This window comes from Prevotella sp. S7 MS 2 (genome assembly GCF_000762865.1).
Lineage (GTDB): Bacteria > Bacteroidota > Bacteroidia > Bacteroidales > Bacteroidaceae > Prevotella.
Map to the genome: position 1 here is coordinate 24,663 of NZ_JRPT01000012.1, position 17,842 is coordinate 42,504.

Annotated in this window: 18 protein-coding genes and 2 pseudogenes; 3 read left to right on the forward strand and 17 right to left on the reverse strand. The window is 41.5% G+C overall.

Annotation, left to right across the window (positions count from 1 at the left end; all coding sequences use genetic code 11):
• Window positions 1–14 precede the first annotated feature (14 nt).
• The 10 genes from porV to HMPREF0671_RS03050 form a co-directional block, all read right to left on the reverse strand.
• Window positions 15–1,181, reverse strand: coding sequence for a type IX secretion system outer membrane channel protein PorV (gene porV / locus HMPREF0671_RS03005; protein ID WP_036896645.1), 1,167 nt, complete (start codon window positions 1,179–1,181; stop codon window positions 15–17).
• 52 nt (window positions 1,182–1,233) lie between these two features.
• Complete coding sequence (gene porU / locus HMPREF0671_RS03010; RefSeq protein ID WP_052052794.1) at window positions 1,234–4,806, reverse strand: type IX secretion system sortase PorU; 3,573 nt, start codon at window positions 4,804–4,806, stop codon at window positions 1,234–1,236.
• Between the two features lie 239 nt (window positions 4,807–5,045).
• On the reverse strand, window positions 5,046–5,663 hold the full coding sequence (locus HMPREF0671_RS03015; RefSeq protein ID WP_036896647.1) for a fumarylacetoacetate hydrolase family protein: 618 nt from the start codon (window positions 5,661–5,663) through the stop codon (window positions 5,046–5,048).
• A 166-nt stretch (window positions 5,664–5,829) separates the two neighbouring features.
• Window positions 5,830–6,822 carry a translation elongation factor Ts gene (gene tsf, locus HMPREF0671_RS03020; protein WP_036896648.1) on the reverse strand — a complete coding sequence of 331 codons (993 nt, stop codon included), beginning with the start codon at window positions 6,820–6,822 and terminating at the stop codon, window positions 5,830–5,832.
• A gap of 41 nt (window positions 6,823–6,863) precedes the next feature.
• Complete coding sequence (gene rpsB, locus HMPREF0671_RS03025) at window positions 6,864–7,694, reverse strand: 30S ribosomal protein S2 (RefSeq protein WP_036896649.1); 831 nt, start codon at window positions 7,692–7,694, stop codon at window positions 6,864–6,866.
• 122 nt (window positions 7,695–7,816) lie between these two features.
• Entirely contained in the window at window positions 7,817–8,203 is a 387-nt protein-coding gene (gene rpsI, locus HMPREF0671_RS03030; protein WP_036896650.1) for a 30S ribosomal protein S9, read from the reverse strand.
• 9 nt (window positions 8,204–8,212) lie between these two features.
• A complete protein-coding gene (gene rplM, locus HMPREF0671_RS03035; protein WP_036896651.1) occupies window positions 8,213–8,674 on the reverse strand; it encodes a 50S ribosomal protein L13 in 462 nt (153 codons plus the stop codon).
• A gap of 313 nt (window positions 8,675–8,987) precedes the next feature.
• Complete coding sequence (locus HMPREF0671_RS03040; protein ID WP_036896652.1) at window positions 8,988–9,800, reverse strand: class I SAM-dependent methyltransferase; 813 nt, start codon at window positions 9,798–9,800, stop codon at window positions 8,988–8,990.
• Window positions 9,801–10,005: 205 nt separating this feature from the next.
• On the reverse strand, window positions 10,006–10,743 hold the full coding sequence (locus HMPREF0671_RS03045) for an MvaI/BcnI family restriction endonuclease (RefSeq protein ID WP_036896653.1): 738 nt from the start codon (window positions 10,741–10,743) through the stop codon (window positions 10,006–10,008).
• Window positions 10,733–11,020 carry a helix-turn-helix transcriptional regulator gene (locus HMPREF0671_RS03050; RefSeq protein ID WP_036896654.1) on the reverse strand — a complete coding sequence of 96 codons (288 nt, stop codon included), beginning with the start codon at window positions 11,018–11,020 and terminating at the stop codon, window positions 10,733–10,735. Before HMPREF0671_RS03050 ends, HMPREF0671_RS03045 begins: the two co-directional genes overlap by 11 nt.
• A 114-nt stretch (window positions 11,021–11,134) precedes the next feature.
• Between HMPREF0671_RS03050 and HMPREF0671_RS03055 the strand changes: the two genes are divergently transcribed.
• Window positions 11,135–12,370 (forward strand): DNA methyltransferase, encoded by a 1,236-nt coding sequence (locus HMPREF0671_RS03055; RefSeq protein WP_036896655.1) that lies wholly within the window; start codon window positions 11,135–11,137, stop codon window positions 12,368–12,370.
• 61 nt (window positions 12,371–12,431) lie between these two features.
• On the opposite strand, the gene HMPREF0671_RS03060 is transcribed toward HMPREF0671_RS03055, so the two are convergent.
• Complete coding sequence (locus HMPREF0671_RS03060) at window positions 12,432–13,142, reverse strand: sulfite exporter TauE/SafE family protein (protein WP_036896656.1); 711 nt, start codon at window positions 13,140–13,142, stop codon at window positions 12,432–12,434.
• Window positions 13,143–13,425: 283 nt separating this feature from the next.
• On the opposite strand from HMPREF0671_RS03060, the gene HMPREF0671_RS03065 reads away from it, so the two are divergent.
• Window positions 13,426–14,706: a phosphatase PAP2 family protein gene (locus tag HMPREF0671_RS03065; protein WP_082721732.1), complete on the forward strand. Its 1,281-nt coding sequence runs from the start codon at window positions 13,426–13,428 to the stop codon at window positions 14,704–14,706.
• Between the two features lie 384 nt (window positions 14,707–15,090).
• Here HMPREF0671_RS03065 and HMPREF0671_RS03070 read toward each other — a convergent pair whose 3' ends face one another.
• The 3 genes from HMPREF0671_RS03070 to HMPREF0671_RS12640 all read right to left on the reverse strand — a co-directional run bounded on the left by HMPREF0671_RS03070 (window position 15,091) and on the right by HMPREF0671_RS12640 (window position 16,110).
• A complete protein-coding gene (locus HMPREF0671_RS03070; protein WP_036896657.1) occupies window positions 15,091–15,411 on the reverse strand; it encodes a DUF3467 domain-containing protein in 321 nt (106 codons plus the stop codon).
• 194 nt (window positions 15,412–15,605) lie between these two features.
• On the reverse strand, window positions 15,606–15,818 hold the full coding sequence (locus HMPREF0671_RS12635) for a hypothetical protein (protein WP_052052795.1): 213 nt from the start codon (window positions 15,816–15,818) through the stop codon (window positions 15,606–15,608).
• The gene (locus HMPREF0671_RS12640) at window positions 15,793–16,110 is read right to left on the reverse strand and encodes a HipA domain-containing protein (protein WP_052052797.1); all 318 of its coding nucleotides are present in this window, start codon (window positions 16,108–16,110) and stop codon (window positions 15,793–15,795) included. The genes HMPREF0671_RS12635 and HMPREF0671_RS12640 overlap by 26 nt, the downstream gene beginning before the upstream one ends.
• A gap of 180 nt (window positions 16,111–16,290) precedes the next feature.
• Here HMPREF0671_RS12640 and HMPREF0671_RS03080 point away from each other — a divergent pair, with 180 nt between their 5' ends.
• Window positions 16,291–16,707 carry a hypothetical protein gene (locus HMPREF0671_RS03080; RefSeq protein WP_036896658.1) on the forward strand — a complete coding sequence of 139 codons (417 nt, stop codon included), beginning with the start codon at window positions 16,291–16,293 and terminating at the stop codon, window positions 16,705–16,707.
• Between the two features lie 98 nt (window positions 16,708–16,805).
• On the opposite strand, the pseudogene HMPREF0671_RS03085 reads toward HMPREF0671_RS03080, so the two are convergent.
• The 3 genes and pseudogenes from HMPREF0671_RS03085 to HMPREF0671_RS03095 all read right to left on the reverse strand — a co-directional run.
• A pseudogene (locus HMPREF0671_RS03085) lies at window positions 16,806–17,231 on the reverse strand (HipA domain-containing protein); the annotation flags it as partial.
• Window positions 17,209–17,563: pseudogene (locus HMPREF0671_RS03090) on the reverse strand (HipA N-terminal domain-containing protein). The pseudogenes HMPREF0671_RS03090 and HMPREF0671_RS03085, both read right to left, overlap by 23 nt.
• A gap of 7 nt (window positions 17,564–17,570) precedes the next feature.
• Window positions 17,571–17,771, reverse strand: a complete 201-nt coding sequence (locus tag HMPREF0671_RS03095) for a helix-turn-helix transcriptional regulator (RefSeq protein WP_036896659.1) — start codon at window positions 17,769–17,771, stop codon at window positions 17,571–17,573.
• Window positions 17,772–17,842: the final 71 nt, after the last annotated feature.

Here is a 17,842-nt window from a genome sequence, read left to right on the forward strand (position 1 = left end):
ATTAATCTCTTTATCTATCTCTTAAACAAATCCTTGATTCCGTCCATATCAAATGCCAAAGAAATGCGCAATGTCTGATCAAGGGGATTACTCTTTGCTGTTGCAATAACGTAACCAGCATCAAGTGAGAAAACATTCATTTTGAATCCGGCACCCACCGTGAAATATTTCAGGTTGCCTTTGCTTTCATTCTGATGATGATAACCGGCACGAAGCGTAAACTTATCATTATAAGTATATTCGCCACCAACGCCCCATTGAATCTCTTTCAACTCTTCACTGAATCCTCCGGGAGCATCGCCAAAACTTTTAAAGATGCCACTGATGCTTGATACATCATAATAATCCTTTTGCAAACGACTCTCATAATCGACAGTCTCTTCCCCCTCTTTCTGCTTAGGAATCGTGGGAACAAGCAATTTATTGGCATCTATTGAAACCGAGAATTTATTATATTGGTCGATTGGCACGAGTAGTGAGGCTCCCAATCTCAAGTTGGTAGGAATGAACTCATTATAGGTTCCACCCATATTAATCTTACTACCGATATTCGAGATATTCAATCCCACGCCCAATTGACTTTCCCTGCTGCCAAGCATCAAGTAAGTCTGGTAGTACGCCGACAAATCTGCGGCAAAGGCACTACCGGGAGAGGTATGTTCATTATAGTCGTAAGTGAGGTCTGAATAAATCCAACGAACCGCAGCACCAATAGAAAATTTCTCGCTCAACATCAATGAATAAGCCACATCTACCGACATCTCATAAGGGCGAATGGTCAATGCTGCATCATTCGTTGTGACTTCTCCAAGCGAGAAATAGCGCAACGAGCCAGACACGGCACTATGTTCTCCGATACGTCCATAACCTACAAGATAGGCCAAATCAATATCGTTAACCAATTTACGAAGCCACGGAGTATAGTTCAAAGCCACTCCGGCACGCGAAATAGTAAAAGGATACTTAGCCGGATTCCAATACTGTGAGTACACATCGGGATCGGTAGCAGCACCCACATCACCCATACCACCGGCACGAGCATCGGGTGCTATCGTCTGAGAAGTGACGGCCGTATAGACCGGATTAAAAATAGTTGTCTTGTCATCGCCTGCCTTTGCCGTTTGAGGAACTAACAGCAAAAGCGACAAACAAGCCATGAGGATACACTTATAGCTATTCATTTTGTTTCTTATCATTTCATAAATTTACTTGAAAGATAAACGGACAGCAGGCTTAATTATTGCCTACAACGATGAGTTTCTTGGCCTTTGAGCTCGTAACACCGCCATCAGAACCCAGCGTGGCACGGAATAGATAGACACCGGTTTGCAAGCGTGTTCCGGCAGCCGTGGTCAAATCCCAATTCAAGGTATATGCACCTTGGGGGGTAATCCCCTTTTCCAAATTTCTCCAAAGGATACGACCGGACAAGTCGTATACCTCTATCGTGACATCGATATTACTTCCTGCACGGTCGTGATTGACGATAAAGGTGGTCGTAGACGATGCCGGATTCTTATTAACAGACACATCAAAGATATTAGGATTGAGTCCTTCTACCACATTAAACGTCAATGTAGACACCGAAGAGTTATTCAAAGTATCCCATGCACGGAACGTCAAAGTATGCTTTCCGGGCGATAAAGTTGGAATATTATAGTAGGTAGAGCCTTTGGTAAAACTTCCAAAGTCGTATGAGAAATTATTATTCAACACATACGTCTTACTCATATCATCATCAATCACAAGTTCCAAATCATGTCCAATACCGTTACCAGTGACGTTGATACCATCTTTATCCGTGATTTCTGCCACAAAATAAGGCGTGGAATTCACTTTTCCACCATTTGAGAACGACGATGTATTCAGATAACAATAAATAGACGGTCCAACAGAATCTGTCTTTGCAACGGCCGAACCTCCCACCTTGAACGAATTATTATAACCATGTGCCAAACTAGACTTGGCATTACTGATGGCAAAGAGATTAATCAATCCACTCTCATTACTATAATTAATATCTTTAGGTACAGCGAATGAGAAACTAAACTTACCATTCTTCACACTATCGGTACCGTTGAATAAGGTCTTAGTACGGTCGTAATAAGTAAATGCTTCATCTGCTTCCGATTCATCATTTCGCTTGCACGTGATGAGTTCTTCCGAATCCCGGACGGTTGCTGTCAATGTTCCGGTAAAGTCAGGAGCATTCTCTATATGTCCGGTTATCTTCACCGTACTGCCCGCTTTCAACATGAGAGCATTGTCTGAAGATGCAGCCACACCATTAATAGCATCTATTTTAGCCGTGAACGAAGGTTGGTGAAGTACCAAAGCAGGGTCACCCAACAAAGAATATTGAAGTTTATTGGTCGTCAAATCTTGCCCCGACGTAATCAAGTAGTTCTTAGCCAGTCGCTGAGCTTCGCCAATAGAAACAGGCTTACCATCTTGTTTACCAAGCACGTATCTAAGATAAGCCATGTTAATACGTTTGTTATATTGAGCATACACTGTCCGCGTAGTACCAAAGAAAGCCACTGCCCCACCATTAGGATTTAAGATCGTTGCTTCACCTATATTCTCTGTAACTCCATCAAAAGGCATAATATTGCACGAGGCCGTAATCCATAATGGTAGATTCTTATTCGTGAAAGAGGCAAAGTCGGTCAACCTTAATACCGACTCATGAGAAATTAATGTCTCAGAGCCATGTCCGGCGTAGTCCATTATCAAGGCTCCGGCAGCCTGTTGCTGCTTGATGAGCTTGGTAGCTTCGGGATAAGTATTACCTATAGAAGAAGTTTCTCGTGTGTAAGCATCCCATAGCACCTTCCTAACCAAGTAGCCAGGATGGTTTGTTCTTACCCAATCGGCTGCATCGTTGGCATCGTCCATGTGCAGATTCTGATTGCCGTCATCGCCCATAAACATCAGCGTATTAAGCCACGAGCCACCATTTTTATTCTCCATATAGTTGATGGTCTTATCTACCATCACCTTAGCTTCAGCCGCAGTCGTTACCGGAAATCGGCCAACAGCTACATCTTGCTGGTCATGCTCCTTAGGATTGCCACCCTCATCCTCATCAAGCAATGTCACGAAACCGTCGTCCACGTAGCACGTAATCTCATTGAACGAGTTCTCACTTTCATAACAAAGCAAGTAATCATCGGCTTTCAGATTTCTACATTCAGGCGTAAGCATACGGTTGTCCCACACGCAATCACCAAAAAGCAAGAGATAACGTGGGGCGTCTTTTGACGTCTTAGCCCGGTCATAAAGCATCTTTAAATAGCGACGATAAGCATTGACATCAGGTGTACCACTCGAAAACTCATTATAAAGTTCATTTGCCGGTACGATACGTACACGCAATCCATCATGCAATTCATGGAATGTTTTAAGCCTTTCGGCTTGTGCCTTCAGTTTCTTTGAAGCAGGAATGATCATCACCATATCGTATTGCTCATCGGCATGGAGATTCTGATTGGCAACTTTACCAACATATTCGGGCACCTTAAAAGTCTGAGAAGCCAAACGCGGAGCAGGCTTCGGAGCAGCCCAAGCCATTGAGACATAATCTAAACGAACCGGACCACCCGACAAGGTTGTTATAGAGATAACGTCTTTTCCAGTAAGAGAGTTCAGCACATAGGTTCCCGCTGCTTCACTACCTTTATCATAATCCACCAACGAGACGTTGATAATACCTTTTACTTGTTCATTGACTGCTATCTGAACTTGGCTTCTTATACCTGCCGAAACATTCACAGATAATGTACCATAAGCACTATTAGCCTCATTTTTCAACACCAATTTCTTAGTACTTCCAACAGGTATTGCTTCCGTATCAAAAAGGTTCCGACCACCATGATACCATGAATAACCATCTACCTCGTAAAGACTGTGATAGTCATCAGTCGAGGGATAGAAGCTTTGGAGAAATGCCGTTGAATCTTTTGTTGTCGTTACAGCATCAGTCTGGGTTATAAAATAATAGCCGTAAGAGGAATAAGGATTACGCGTCCTACGCGTAGCATCTTTTCTACTCCACGTGACCGGACCAACGGCATGGAAGAGTCGACGGCCTCCAACAATTGTAAGAGGCACCTCATGCAAATCGTCTGTTTGGCGAATATAGTCGGTCTTAATGGCTTCCGGTTGCAAAGCTCCGCCATATCCATACACTTTCACCTTGCTTATATCTGTAAATCCAGCTTTCCTGATAAGCGCATCCGTCAACTCATACACGCCTGTTTCCGCTACACGAATCTTTGCCCAAGTACCTGTAGAGAGCACAGAGGAAGCTGTATAGGCAGGAAATTGCGGAGCACGCATAACCATCCGGCTGCTTTGCTTAGCTGTAGAAACTCGTTTCGACTCTATCCTTAGCATAAAGCTGACAAGCACTTGATAGCGATTATCACGATAGACAAGGGGCAAGAAGTTCACGATAAGTTCCCCATTTTTCCGATTCACACTGATATGTTGCTCTATCACAGGACTGGCAGGTAATGCCATATCTGATATTTTCTTATATTGAGCAATATCCGTAGACGTCATATTCATATATTCAGGATAGAGGATACTCACCTGATAAGTAGAATCGGCGTAGTCTGTTCCAATAGGAATGGTAAACGAGAAGCGTGGTAATACCGAGTCTATCTTCACTTGTTCATAGATAAGATTGAAGAAACGGCTAGCCGAAAAAAGTGGGAGCGAGCATAAGAAAAAGAGCAATACAGCCCCTACCCTCCTAACAAAGGATAAGTGTTTTCTCCTTATATATATATATAGCTTCATCACGTTTCTTTATTTTATGTATCAAGCAGAACCATCGACTAGTCCATCGGTTTTGCCATGAGACGGTAGACCTACCGTCTCTACAGTTGTAACGCCACCTCAATCCTCTCCAAAAGGTGAGGATGAAAGAGATAAACTCACAGACCTAGAATGCAATTAGCCCCTACGAGTAGTAAAGAAGCAACCATCATTCCCTTATCCTGCACTCCCTCCCCTTGGGAGAGAGTTGGGGAGAAGTATCACTTACATCTCAAATCCAGCACCTTACGCTCTTCCAAATAACCTTCGAGATGGTCGTTGATTTGCACTGGTCCCACCCCTACAGGCGTACCGGTATACAACAAGTCACCTGTTTTGAGCGTAAAGTATCGGCTAATATACGAAATAAGCTCGTCTATCTTAAATAGCATATCTCCGGCATATCCTTCTTGAACAGTACCACCATTAATATCGAGATGGAAACGAAGCTGTTGTGGGTCTAGAAACTTATCTTTCTCCACCCACTCACCTAGAGCTGCCGAGCCATCAAAACCTTTGCATATATCCCAAGGTTGGCTGGCATCACGCAACTTCTTTTGCATTTCACGAGCCGTAAAGTCGATACCTACCGTCACCGCATCGTAGTAACGGTGCGCAAAACGCTGAGATATATTCTTACCCAACTTGCATATTCTCACTACCAACTCGGCCTCATAGTCGATACGCCCCATGAAATCGGGAATGAAAAATGGCTTCCCGTTTTTCAGCAAAGCAGAATCGGGCTTGGTAAAAATAACCGGTGTCTCCGGTTTATACAACGTTCCATCAAGTTCTTTATTGTGTAGGCCATAATTCATGCCCACGGCAAATATCTTCATCTTCTTATTGTTTGCTTACATCATATATCTTTGCAAACTTACAAAAAAAAGAATGCAAAAGCAAATTATTGATTCATTTCACCCGCATACATGTATACGCGTATATATAAAATAAGGAGGATATGCCGACAAGCATATCCTCCTCTATTGTCAGTTTTGAATAAATTTATTCAGCACGCAATGTAAAACGACGGAATGCAAGTGCTGTCAATTCCTTGTCAGCCTGCTGCAAGTAGTCAGTTACAGTGAGCTTAGAATCCTGAATGAATTCCTGATTCAACAAGCAATTTTCCTTGTAGAACTTATTCATACGACCATTAGCGATGTTCTGAATCATCTGTTCTGGCAAAGAAGCGGCTTTCTGCTCAGCAGTTTCTTTCTTGAGTTTGCGAATCTCGTCAGCCTCAGCCTCGGTGATGTTGCCCTTACGAACACCTTCTTCCAAGTGCTCCTCGCTCTCTGCGATATAAGCATTGAAGCCAGCCTTCTTGATAGCTGCAGCTACAGCCTTCTCAACCTGTTCTTCCTTAGTCTTCTGAACAGCAACGACAAACTCCTTCTCTTTAACCTCAGCAGGAACTTCAGCCTCGTTCAAAGCAACTGGGTTCATAGCAGCGATCTGCATTGCTATAGCGTGGCCCTGCTCTTCGGCAGCCTTGTTCAACTGAACCATGGTACCCAAGAGGTGCTTGTTCTGGTGGTCGTAAACATAGATGTTGTCACCAACGATGAAGTTGTAACCATCCAATTCCATCTTCTCACCAGAGATACCTGAACGCAATTTCACAGCTTCAGCAATCTTGGTACCGTCAGCCAATGTCAACTCTTCAACCTCAGCAAGACTCTGAGCCTTAGCAGCCATAGCAGCGTCTAAGATGTCTTCGGTCAGTTTGATAAAATCAGCACCATTGGCAACGAAGTCGGTCTCACACTTCAAAGCAATCATAGCAGCGAAACCATCTGCAGCCTTTACAAGCACGCAGCCGTTAGAAGTCTCACGGTCAGAACGCTTTGCAGCGATAGCCAAACCACGCTCGCGAACGAGCTCGATTGCCTTTTCAATATCACCATCAGCCTCGGTAAGCGCCTTCTTGCAATCAGCAAGTCCGGCACCGGTCATTTTACGAAGCTTCTGGATGTCAGCTATTGTAACAGCCATATTAATTTTCTTTCGTTAAAGGGTTATGTTTGAATTTCTAATTACTCAGCAGCAGGAGCTTCTTCTGCAGTAGCCTCAGCTACAACCTCTGCCTTTTCTTCCTTCTGAGCCTTACGAGCACGACGTGGCTTGTCGGCAGCTTCTTCAGCCTGCTCTGCAGCAGCCTTCTCATCAGCCTTCTCAGCCTTACGCTCTTCCAAGCCCTCAGCGATAGCACCGCAAACAGCAGTCAAGATAACATTAACGCTATCGTTGGCATCGTCGTTAGCAGGAATCACATAGTCGATATTCTTAGGATTTGAGTTTGTATCTACGATAGCAAATACAGGGATACCCAAACGGTTAGCCTCTTTCACAGCGATGTGCTCTTTCATTACGTCGACAACGAAGAGTGCGCTAGGCAGACGAGTCAAATCGGCGATAGACCCCAAGTTCTTTTCGAGCTTGGCACGCTGACGTGTAATCTGCAACAATTCACGCTTAGAGAGGTTAGAGAATGTACCATCGTTCATCAGTTTATCGATGTTCGTCATTTTCTTAACAGCCTTACGAATTGTAGGGAAGTTGGTAAGCATACCACCAGCCCAACGCTCGTTTACGTATGGCATGTTAACAGATGCTGCCTTCTCGGCAACGATGTCCTTAGCTTGTTTTTTAGTAGCGACGAACAGGATTTTCTTTCCTGATTTGGCGATTCCCTTCAAAGCTTCAGCAGCCTCGTCAATCTTAGCTACAGTCTTGTGAAGGTCGATGATATGAATACCGTTACGCTCCATAAAGATATAAGGAGCCATTGCAGGATTCCACTTGCGGCGGAGGTGACCAAAGTGACAGCCAGCCTCTAGTAATTGGTCAAAATTAGTTCTTGACATTTCTTTTTCTTTTAATTGTTTACTTTCTTTTGAATTCTTTTGTCAGAATCAGCCTGTGGGTAATCTCACTAAAGAGAGTCCCACCGGTTTAGATACTAAACAGGAGGCGCAAGGCCACCATATTAACGCTTGCTGAACTGGAAGCGACGACGTGCCTTTGGACGTCCCGGTTTCTTACGCTCAACAGCACGGCTATCACGTGTCATGAAGCCTTTCTTCTTGAGAGCCTTCTTGTCTTCTGCGTTAATCTTTACCAATGCGCGAGCGATAGCGAGACGAAGAGCTTGGCTCTGGCCTGTGAAACCGCCACCATCGAGATTAGCCTTGATGTCATATTTACCCTCTACTTCAAGCTCTGCCAAAGGCTGCTTTACTACATACTGTAGGATAGCTGAAGGGAAATAAGTTTCTAAATCTTTCTTATTGATTGTGATCTTACCGGTACCTTCTGTCAGGTAGACACGAGCGACAGCACTCTTACGGCGACCAATTGTATTGATAACTTCCATCTTTTTGCTTTATTTGTACTGGTTAATGTCGATGTTCTTTGGCTTCTGAGCCTCTTTGTCATGCTCAGCACCATTGAATACATAAAGATTGCTCAAGAGATGACGACCTAGACGTCCCTTTGGCAACATACCCTTTACGGCGTGACGAAGAATCTTGTCCATACCGTCCTCACGGGTACGCAGTTCAGCCGGCGTATTGAAACGCTGACCACCGGGATAACCAGTATAACGAGTGTAAACCTTATCAGTTTCCTTCTTACCTGTGAAAACCACCTTCTCGGCGTTGATAATGATTACATTGTCTCCACAATCCACATGGGGAGTGAAGCTTGGTTTGTACTTTCCGCGCAACAGCTTAGCGACCTTAGAGCAAAGGCGACCTACAACTTGATCGCTGGCGTCTACTACGACCCACTCTTTCTGGGCTGTTTCCTTATTCACGGAAATAGTCTTGTAACTTAAAGTGTTCATTTTAAGATTTGATTTTACTACTAAAAAACGTTTTAAACTTTATTCTGACAACACGAGCATACGCTCACGCTGCTGTGCAGACGATTCACTAACCATGGAGCTCGGCCAAAAGCTACACTATTAACACCCCTGCACTGGGGTTCTAAGTTTATCCCCGAAATAATCGGACTGCAAAGTTACGACGTTTTATTTACATGGTATAATCAGAGCTATTACAAATCTCCTATTTTATTATTAATTAACAGTATTATAATTATTTAGCACGGGTTTGGATTACAGCATCATACAATATGGACATCATAGGGTTATCATATTATCGAATATCAATTCTCACAATACGCTGATTGAGACGCTTATAAAAATAAGGTATTAGAAACATGAGGCGAAGAATAAGAGGGAAACGACCTTGATCGTGATCGCTCATATAATATTCTTTGCCGACATGCAATTTATCATGCCACGCCTCCATGACCAACGTATCCATTTCCGACCACAAGAACGACACATTGCCACTCATCTTTTTCACGGTATCATGCTTGTCGGCATGCCTTAAAGCAAAAGGAGCCAACATATCAAAGACCAACATCGCCTCTTCGAAGCGGTCGCAAACAGTCTTAAAGAATTCCCTGACTATAGCAGGCTCAAAATACATCAACACTCCTTCTACCAATATCAAGACAGATTTTCCATACGACTTCACCCGATCTATCCATTGATAATCGAACATTGACAAGTCCAAGTATGTATTTCGTTCACTCTCCGGAATCAATCGGCGACGAATATCTATCACTTCTTTTAAGTCCAAGTCGAACCAATGTGTCAACTTCGGACTGCCTAAACGTTGATACCTTCCATCCAGTCCGGCACCCAACTGTATGACCACCCCATCCGGATATTTTGCCAAAAACGCCCTTGTTTCATTATCTATCAACGCAGCACGCACGCAACTCCCTATTTGCGACAGCTTGCCATGCTTGAATTTGGAGAAGTCATAATCGATGTTTCCAATAATATCTTTAGCCACTTCATCATGAATCAACCCTCCATATTGTATTGTCTCCGTGGCTTTGGCCCACAACGTAATGAGCATTGTTTCAGGAATACTTGATAACTGCTTTGTTTCCATTGCTTTTCTATTTATTTCATGTTATTTCAAAACAAAGCAAAGGTAGCCACTATCCTACATCACAACAATACCTAATAATGTGGATTTATATATGAGTTCTTTTGTTTATAAGTTCATGAGTTTATTGAGTTACGTTGCTAAAAGAACAAGTCTTCTATCTCTCAAATATCATTAGAGGATAGAAAAGGGGCAACAAACCAACCCTTTATTCTACATTTTCTTTATCAGCATATAGTAATTTTATATTTGGCTGTAATATTCTAAATCCGCTTCCATGGTCATGCGTTTTACCATTTGCATAACTACCTATCCTTATATCAAACATAATCATGCCATCGTCTATCAGGTCTAAAAACTTACTAAATGCAGGATTAGTATATATCTCCGCTTTATTAAAGTAGAAATGTTCTGTATCATCTTCAAACTTTCTTTCTGCACTCACATAGAAAAGATTATGTAGTTTATTCTTTAGTATCCTGTCTAAAGCGTCATAGTTATAGCCGACACTGCTATCCAGTAGATGATGCTCTAAATCGTATACACCGATTTTAATAGTCCTTTGCCCTCTGTCATTTATAAGTTTGAAAGATAACTTACCAGCAAAGGTATTAAAACTATTAGCAAACATAGATGTATGCAACCTTTTCAAACCGGCTTTCTCTATTTCCTCATAAGGTACACCATATCTATTTCTTAAGTAGGTGTTAGCCCCTCTAGGGAATGAGGGAGCCTTTGTAAAAAGAGTTACATACGATGTAGCCTCTTCTCTATGCGACTTGATTTCATAACCTGCCAAATCGGGGTCATCTAAGTTATTTTCTACAACTCCTACATAATCCTCAAATGTCTTACCTATGCCTGTGTTATTTTTCCTGTTACTAGGGACATACCCCAGCGCTTTAACTTCTCTAAATCTTTCTATCATAAAATCTTTATTCTCCATAATCAATAATTTTATCTATGAGTATTTTTATTATATCACTGTTTTCATAATCAGCATCTTCCAAGAATAGTTGCTCTATCCGTATATTATAACATTTACATAAAGCCCTTATTTGGCTTAAAGTGTATTTATGAGGCCTATTTAGACTTTCAATATTACCGATTTGTCCATTACTAATCCCTAGAATAGAACCAACTTTCTGCTGGCTATATCCTCTTTCCTCTCTTAATTTTCGTAATTTTGATACTATTACTTGCTGGTATTCTGATTTAACCATAGTTTTTACTAATTTTGCTACAAATTTATTGAAATACACTTTTCACCATGCTCTCATTTTGAAAGTATTTAATAATTTTGTACTCTCATATTAAAAGTCAACAACAATAACAAGATGTATAAACGGAAAATAGATGATAGATGGAGCTTTAAGGAAGCTAATACAAAAGAGTTTACCCATTGTTATCACAATTATCCGGCTATGATGATTCCACAGATAGCCAGGACACTTATAGAAGAGTATAAGCCTGAAGGAAGGTTAAGGCTTATATTCGATCCTTACATGGGTAGTGGTACAACTCTAGTAGAAGCCTCCTTAGCCGGTATAGATTCTATTGGTGCGGATTTAAATCCATTGGCTAGATTAATGGGAAAAGTAAAGACCACTCATTATAATTACGAGTCTGTTTTAAGGCAGTTTAGAGTCATGCAGTCTGAACTAATTTTCTATTCTGAGGATAAAGTCATAGAGCGAAATTTTGACAGAATATCCAACTATTCGTTTTGGTATGATGAGAAAACTTTATTAAAGCTATCTTTTCTATCTCAATTAATAAAGGATGCAGAGGATAAAGATTTCTTTAATATTGCCTTAGCAGAGACTGTAAGAGAAGTCTCTTTTACTAGAAATGGCGAGTTTAAAAGATATAGAATGAATAAGGACAGTATAGCTAAATTCAATCCAAATACTTTTAATCTATTTGAGAAGAAAGTACTAAGAAACTTGGAAGGATTAAAAACATATAATGAATGCGCTAACAAAGTAGCAGCATCTATTTATGATTTTAATTCTACTAATGACATACCATCCAATATTATAGCTGATAATGCTGTAGATATGGTTGTAACCTCTCCGCCCTATGGTGATAGCCGCACTACTGTTGCTTATGGTCAATTCTCCAGATGGGCTAACGAATGGTTTAATTTTGAAAATGCGAGAAATTTGGATCGCCTATTAATGGGAGGAAAGAAAAGTAAAGAGGAACTATTCAAAACGGAAAGCATTAGAGAAGTGCTAGATGAGATAGATAGCTTAGAGCATAAAAGGTATTTAGAAGTAATATCATTTCTGAATGACTATTACCTATCTATACAACATGTTGCCAAGACTGTTAGAAGTGGTGGTGTCGTTTGCTATGTTGTAGGTGACAGAAGGGTTAAAGATGTGCAGATACCTTTGGACTACTTTACTGCTGAGATGTTTGAAAAATGCGGATATAAGCATCACATTACTTTGGTAAGAGAAATACCAAATAAGCGGATGCCATCTAAAACGAGCCCAACCAATAAAGTAGGAGCCAAGGTTAGCACCATGAGTCACGAATATATAGTAATACTTAAGAAGTCGTAAAACTGCCAAAGCCAACTCGAACCTAAAGACTCATAAGCTTAAAAACCTAGAATTCCCAAAATTACACTGTCAGCATCAACCATAGAGAAATGACTATCATCATGGCAGCTACGATACGTTGATACAGCTTCTTGTGGGCATAACGTATCAAGCGTAAGGCTATGAAATTACCCACCATCATGGCGCAGCCTATAAAGAAACCATTCAAGAAGATGTGCCAATCCATCAAACCAAAGCGATTATAAGTCACCGCTTTAACCATGTGCATGGCAGTGGCAGCCGTGGCTTCACTGACAATATAGGCTACCGGTGAGAGGTTAAGCGAGAGAAACACGGCACTACTCAGCGGGCCGGAGATACCAAGCATACCATTAAGCAAGCCGGTAAGACCTCCACCTACGAGCATCGTGTGTCTCCCCCCACCTAAATGAACCTTTCCTCGTAACTTCATGATGGAGAACACGATGAGAAATATGCATAATATACGGGTCATCAACGCCTTGTCTATCATTGAGAAGCCAAATGCTCCCAACGCAGTAAAAGGCAAAGCCGGTATCAAAAACCAAGCCACCTGTCGCCAATGTATCTCGCGCCACCCCATGCCGGCACGCGAAAGATTACTCATCATCTGCGCGATGGTAGAGACAGGCACCGCAATCTCAATGCCATAAAAATAGGTAATGACCGGCAAAAGAATCATGCCGCCCCCAAAACCGATAGAACCAGAGAACGTCCCGGCAACAAGACCTACAAGCGCTAATACTATATACATATCCTACGTTCACTTTGAAAAGTATTACAAAGGTAGTCATTCCCCGACAAACACACACCAAACATGCATTTAATTAAGGAAATATATTTTTTACATTCTCCTTTACCATTTTCTCAATAACATCTTGTAATTTTGCAGTTTCAAACACACGCTGCCGCGTTTAAGCCCAGAAGCACACCGGACATACGACACAACAACCTCTATCTGACATCTATCAGCGGAATGTTCAGTGAAGCATAAACGAACAAGTAATAACAGCGGACAGACAGTATTTATCACAGAAATGGGAAAAAATCAAAAGAAGACACTCAGAAAGACAATTACATTCATTGCTTTTCTAATGTTTGTTACCACATCAACAGCATCAACAACCAATGAAAACGACTCTTTACGAGCTGTCAACGACACTACACATCAAAGCCAACTGCTGAAAAAGATTGACGGTATCGGTCGTCAGCGATGGTTCCAAGCTACTTACATCGGCGTCCCATTCATCATCGGCGGACTGCTGGAAGGGCATTATGATACCGATTTTAGAAGTTTACGCAATAACTTCATGCCTAAATTCCACTACACATTAGACAATTATCTGCAATTAACACCGACCGCCGTCATGGTCGGACTCAAAGCCATCGGCGTACCAAGCAGGTCGTCGTGGGAACGCATGGTGGTAAGCAACGTCATCTCAGTGGCACTCATGACGGGCGTGGTACAAGGCTTAAAACACACCACACGCGTCACTCGCCCTGACGGAAGCAACAAGCAAAGCTTTCCATCCGGGCATACCGCCACGGCATTTATGGCCGCCACGATGCTCACCAAAGAATACGGACACCTCTCCCCATGGATAGGTGTGGCCGCTTACAGTATGGCAACGACCACCGGACTGATGCGTGTGGCCAACAACAAGCACTGGTTAAGCGACGTGCTGGTGGGAGCAGGATTCGGCATTCTATCCACGGAATTTGGCTATTGGATAGCCGATGCCATTATGAAAGAACGAGGACTAAACATCCACCCTACGCAGGAGGCCATGGAAATAGGGCTAAGCAAGCCCTCGTTTATCGGAGTCTATACCGGCTTCAACGTCCCTTTGAGCCAATACGATGTAAACGAAGCCGTAGAATACAAGTTCTCTGCAGGCACGACAATAGGTGCAGAGGGTGCATGGTTTTTCAATCACTACCTAGGCATTGGTGCACGCGCCACAGTCTCTAATAGTCACATTATCGTAAACGAGAAAGAGGCCTCGGAGAACACACTCGACTTCTACAACATCAGCGCAGGCCCTTATTTCTCTGTCCCCTTGACGCCCCGTTGGCGTATTGGCACAAAAGCGTTGATTGGATACATAGGATATAAGGATACTAACATTGGAGGGGTGGACGTCCCAAGTAGCTGTGGTATCTCATACGGAAGCGGACTAAGCCTCGATTACCGGCTGAAGCGCAACTTCGCTTTTGGCGGTTTCACCGACTACAACCTTCTCCCTGCCCATAGTGTATCAAGCAAAGAGCACATACACACCCTCACTTTGGGCTTCAGGGCAGCCATCAACTTCTGATAATAGCCCTAGGTTTCAGTATTCGACTCACACTCTTCTTCCTACAGCTCACAAACTTACAGCCTTATACACCAACGGATTTGCCCCACAGGTCAACAGTCGATAAATCCCAAAACATTCAGACAAAAAATGCTGCAAAGGTGAGACAAGGATGCTGCCCCGGCTCTTCAGCAATACTGCAAAGCCTTAACAGGAGAGTTGCCAAGGCCATGCAGCCAACTATAAATAATCGGAAAAGAGCGGAATCAGGCGCTATCTCTAGTAATAAACAAGAGAGATGGTGTAGATAGAGTGTATTCCACCTACACAAAAACGGCAATAGCCAACCATGGACAATATATGTCATGGTTGGCTATTGCCGTTATATTTTACAAAGTTCAAAGCTTATGCTTCACCGGTTCCGTCACCAAAAGGAGCGATGGTACGTTCCTGTGGCTGATTAGGTATTTGGATTTTGCCGAATGCCTGTTCGTACTTGTACACGTTTTCTTGCAATGCTTGTAACAAACGCTTAGCATGTTCGGGAGCCATAATAACTCGACTACACACTTCAGGCTTGGGCATGCCGGGAAGAATACATGCAAAATCGAGGATGAAGTCGGAACTGGAATGAGTAATAAGTGCCAGATTTGCATATTTCCCACTGGCTACTTCGGGATTAATATCTATTTGCAATCCGTTTTCTACTTCTTGTTCTTTAGTCATAATTTTAAAATTTGAGGTTAGTGATGAGGAGAAAGATGCCAAAACCCACTCGTATCCTTAATAGTCAGACTATAGATACATAAAGCCTCAACGCTCTTTCAACAAGTGCAAAAATAGAAAAATTATCAGAGGTAGACAAATACATGAATATAAAAAACATAGCTCTTGCAAGAAAGAAAGCAAAAGAATTAAACTTACTGATTAAGCTTTGAAATTCTTTTAAGTATCACCTCTATATATTCCTCTGCTAAAAATGTGTCAACAAATGATTCTTTTACAACAGCAAATAATTTCGGCAATAACCTTTCATATTTCTTAATAAGCTTATCTACAAAAGTAGAGCCGATACCGATACTCTCTGCAAACTTATAAAAGTCTTGTCTATTGATTTTCTTTTTTTTTACCATTTAAAGTCAGTACCAGTTCTTCATCATCTTTAGGATTAGCAATAGTTGCATTAAGAAGGTCATAAGCAGGAGAGAGGCGGATGACACCTTCTTTTGGTTCATAAAGTGAGAAGTTTTTAAGATGCATATCATTATTACCTGTTAACCATGAGAAAAGAACAACTTCAAAGAAGTTTATAATATCCATCTTAGGTACAGATGAATACCGGAGTATGGCTCTACCAATTCGCTCATAACTACTGCGATACTTATATTCTGTAGGCCGTCCTGTCAACTGGCACATATCTTCCATTGATATTTTCGGGTCTATAACGTTTCATGTGGGTAATCGAGTTTTAATCCACCTCGTAATATTCTGTTTAGACGCAATATTGTTCTAAATACTTAACGACGAAGCATATATTTGGATAAAAAAATTGCGTGTTAAGAAAAACATATTTATCTTTGCAGTATTAATAAAATTAATAAAGAAATGAAAAGATTATTTTTAATTGGGATAATGGCTTTAGCAGCTGTTTCAGGCTTTGCACAAGATGTAAATAGAGTGGATAAGTTGAAGGAACAACAGAAAGTGTTGGACTTAACTTCTAAATTAAACAAACTTCAGCTCGACTTAGAAAAAGAGAAGGCTACCTACAACAACCTCAAAAGCAAGGCATCTGAAGTGAATGCAAAGGCAAATGCTGTAACAACAGGATTTAATTCGTCGGACGCAAAGAGCACTGTAAAAGATGCAAAAGAGACGATTAAGGTTTTGAAAGAAGCAAAAGCTGTTAACAAAAAGTTGAAGAATGCTCAGAAAAAGACGACTAAAATAGAAAAGAAAATAGTCAAATTGCAGGCTCGTATAGATAAACTGAACAAGGAAATAGAATTTGTAGACCAATAATATTGACGGCGAACGCAGCATTATAGTGCGTTTGGGGCATATACATTTATATTGCAGACAGTGCCCTGTGTCCTCTTTCATTGAGGATATAGGGGTCTTTTCTTTCCTCCCAATGTTCTGTCTATCCTACGGGTGAGATAGCACAAAGAGCCATCTGCCATACGCATTAACGTGTGTGGAACAACATCTATACGAGCCAATTCTGCCAAATGCATCGTTAAATCTTCGATTTCAGGAAGCATAGCATAATGTGTGGTCTGCGGCTTACAGATATAAGTTCCCCATAATCCAACGAGCGTTAATCGTTTACTTCCTTCATATTCCTGCAAATGCAGTGACAATTTAGGCTGTACGCCTGTTAACGAAGTTTGATCTTGTATCACTTGCTTAGCTAAATCATCGAGTTGCTTAATGGTATCATCTAAAGTCGGTATATGATTTGTACCAAAGAATGTCTTAACACAAGCTGCATGCATATCTCTTTCGCCCTCAGCAAGTGACTTATAGCAATACAAGCATTTCATAGTTTCCCTCCTTTTCTTCTATTGGCACAATACTCACTGCTCCTATACAATCTTTGTAGCATACAAGTAATATAGACATTCGGTCAACAATACTTATATCCAAATTTCGAAGAGCAACATCAAGTAACCACCCTTCCGGTATCAAACCATCAAAAAATGGAAATAACACAGGACTCTTATATGGCTTTGCCTGTAAAGGCATGGTAAGACTTATTGCCTTTGTTCTTTTTTGTAGAAAGGTAGTCTGGTAAATAACAAAATTCAAAACCTTCATCATTTTCTGTTAGGATACCAGCTAAATCATCTTTATAAAACACATTCGCCCGTCTCATATGACTCTTACTTTGTCTTTATTTCTGCCACCATCTCATAATTAAATAAGTCTAGAAGCTGATTCACCTTATCTAATCTGAGCGTTTTCTTTCCTTGCTCAAGATCGCGTACAAAACGTAAACCTACGCCCGACTTTAAGGATAGCTCCTCTTGTGTCAATCCATATTCTCTACGCAAAGACTTTACTGCTATCGATAAATCTGTCATCACTACTGTCCACGAAAATCTTTTAACAATCTCTTGAAACTCCTATAAATACAAGCTTATATGAGATAAAT

What these genes read in the sequence shown, in the direction of transcription:
- porU (WP_052052794.1), bottom strand. Translation starts at nt 4,806, where the DNA reads ATGAAGCTATATATATATATAAGGAGAAAACACTTATCCTTTGTTAGG.
- rpsI (WP_036896650.1), bottom strand. Translation starts at nt 8,203, where the DNA reads ATGGAAGTTATCAATACAATTGGTCGCCGTAAGAGTGCTGTCGCTCGT.
- HMPREF0671_RS12640 (WP_052052797.1), bottom strand. Translation starts at nt 16,110, where the DNA reads ATGGAAGATATGTGCCAGTTGACAGGACGGCCTACAGAATATAAGTAT.
- HMPREF0671_RS03015 (WP_036896647.1), bottom strand. Translation starts at nt 5,663, where the DNA reads ATGAAGATATTTGCCGTGGGCATGAATTATGGCCTACACAATAAAGAA.
- HMPREF0671_RS03080 (WP_036896658.1), top strand. Translation starts at nt 16,291, where the DNA reads ATGAAAAGATTATTTTTAATTGGGATAATGGCTTTAGCAGCTGTTTCA.
- HMPREF0671_RS03040 (WP_036896652.1), bottom strand. Translation starts at nt 9,800, where the DNA reads ATGGAAACAAAGCAGTTATCAAGTATTCCTGAAACAATGCTCATTACG.
- HMPREF0671_RS12635 (WP_052052795.1), bottom strand. Translation starts at nt 15,818, where the DNA reads ATGGTAAAAAAAAAGAAAATCAATAGACAAGACTTTTATAAGTTTGCA.
- HMPREF0671_RS03095 (WP_036896659.1), bottom strand. Translation starts at nt 17,771, where the DNA reads ATGACAGATTTATCGATAGCAGTAAAGTCTTTGCGTAGAGAATATGGA.
- porV (WP_036896645.1), bottom strand. Translation starts at nt 1,181, where the DNA reads ATGAATAGCTATAAGTGTATCCTCATGGCTTGTTTGTCGCTTTTGCTG.
- HMPREF0671_RS03050 (WP_036896654.1), bottom strand. Translation starts at nt 11,020, where the DNA reads ATGGTTAAATCAGAATACCAGCAAGTAATAGTATCAAAATTACGAAAA.
- HMPREF0671_RS03055 (WP_036896655.1), top strand. Translation starts at nt 11,135, where the DNA reads ATGTATAAACGGAAAATAGATGATAGATGGAGCTTTAAGGAAGCTAAT.
- HMPREF0671_RS03065 (WP_082721732.1), top strand. Translation starts at nt 13,426, where the DNA reads ATGGGAAAAAATCAAAAGAAGACACTCAGAAAGACAATTACATTCATT.
- rplM (WP_036896651.1), bottom strand. Translation starts at nt 8,674, where the DNA reads ATGAACACTTTAAGTTACAAGACTATTTCCGTGAATAAGGAAACAGCC.
- HMPREF0671_RS03060 (WP_036896656.1), bottom strand. Translation starts at nt 13,142, where the DNA reads ATGTATATAGTATTAGCGCTTGTAGGTCTTGTTGCCGGGACGTTCTCT.
- HMPREF0671_RS03045 (WP_036896653.1), bottom strand. Translation starts at nt 10,743, where the DNA reads ATGGAGAATAAAGATTTTATGATAGAAAGATTTAGAGAAGTTAAAGCG.
- tsf (WP_036896648.1), bottom strand. Translation starts at nt 6,822, where the DNA reads ATGGCTGTTACAATAGCTGACATCCAGAAGCTTCGTAAAATGACCGGT.
- HMPREF0671_RS03070 (WP_036896657.1), bottom strand. Translation starts at nt 15,411, where the DNA reads ATGACTAAAGAACAAGAAGTAGAAAACGGATTGCAAATAGATATTAAT.
- rpsB (WP_036896649.1), bottom strand. Translation starts at nt 7,694, where the DNA reads ATGTCAAGAACTAATTTTGACCAATTACTAGAGGCTGGCTGTCACTTT.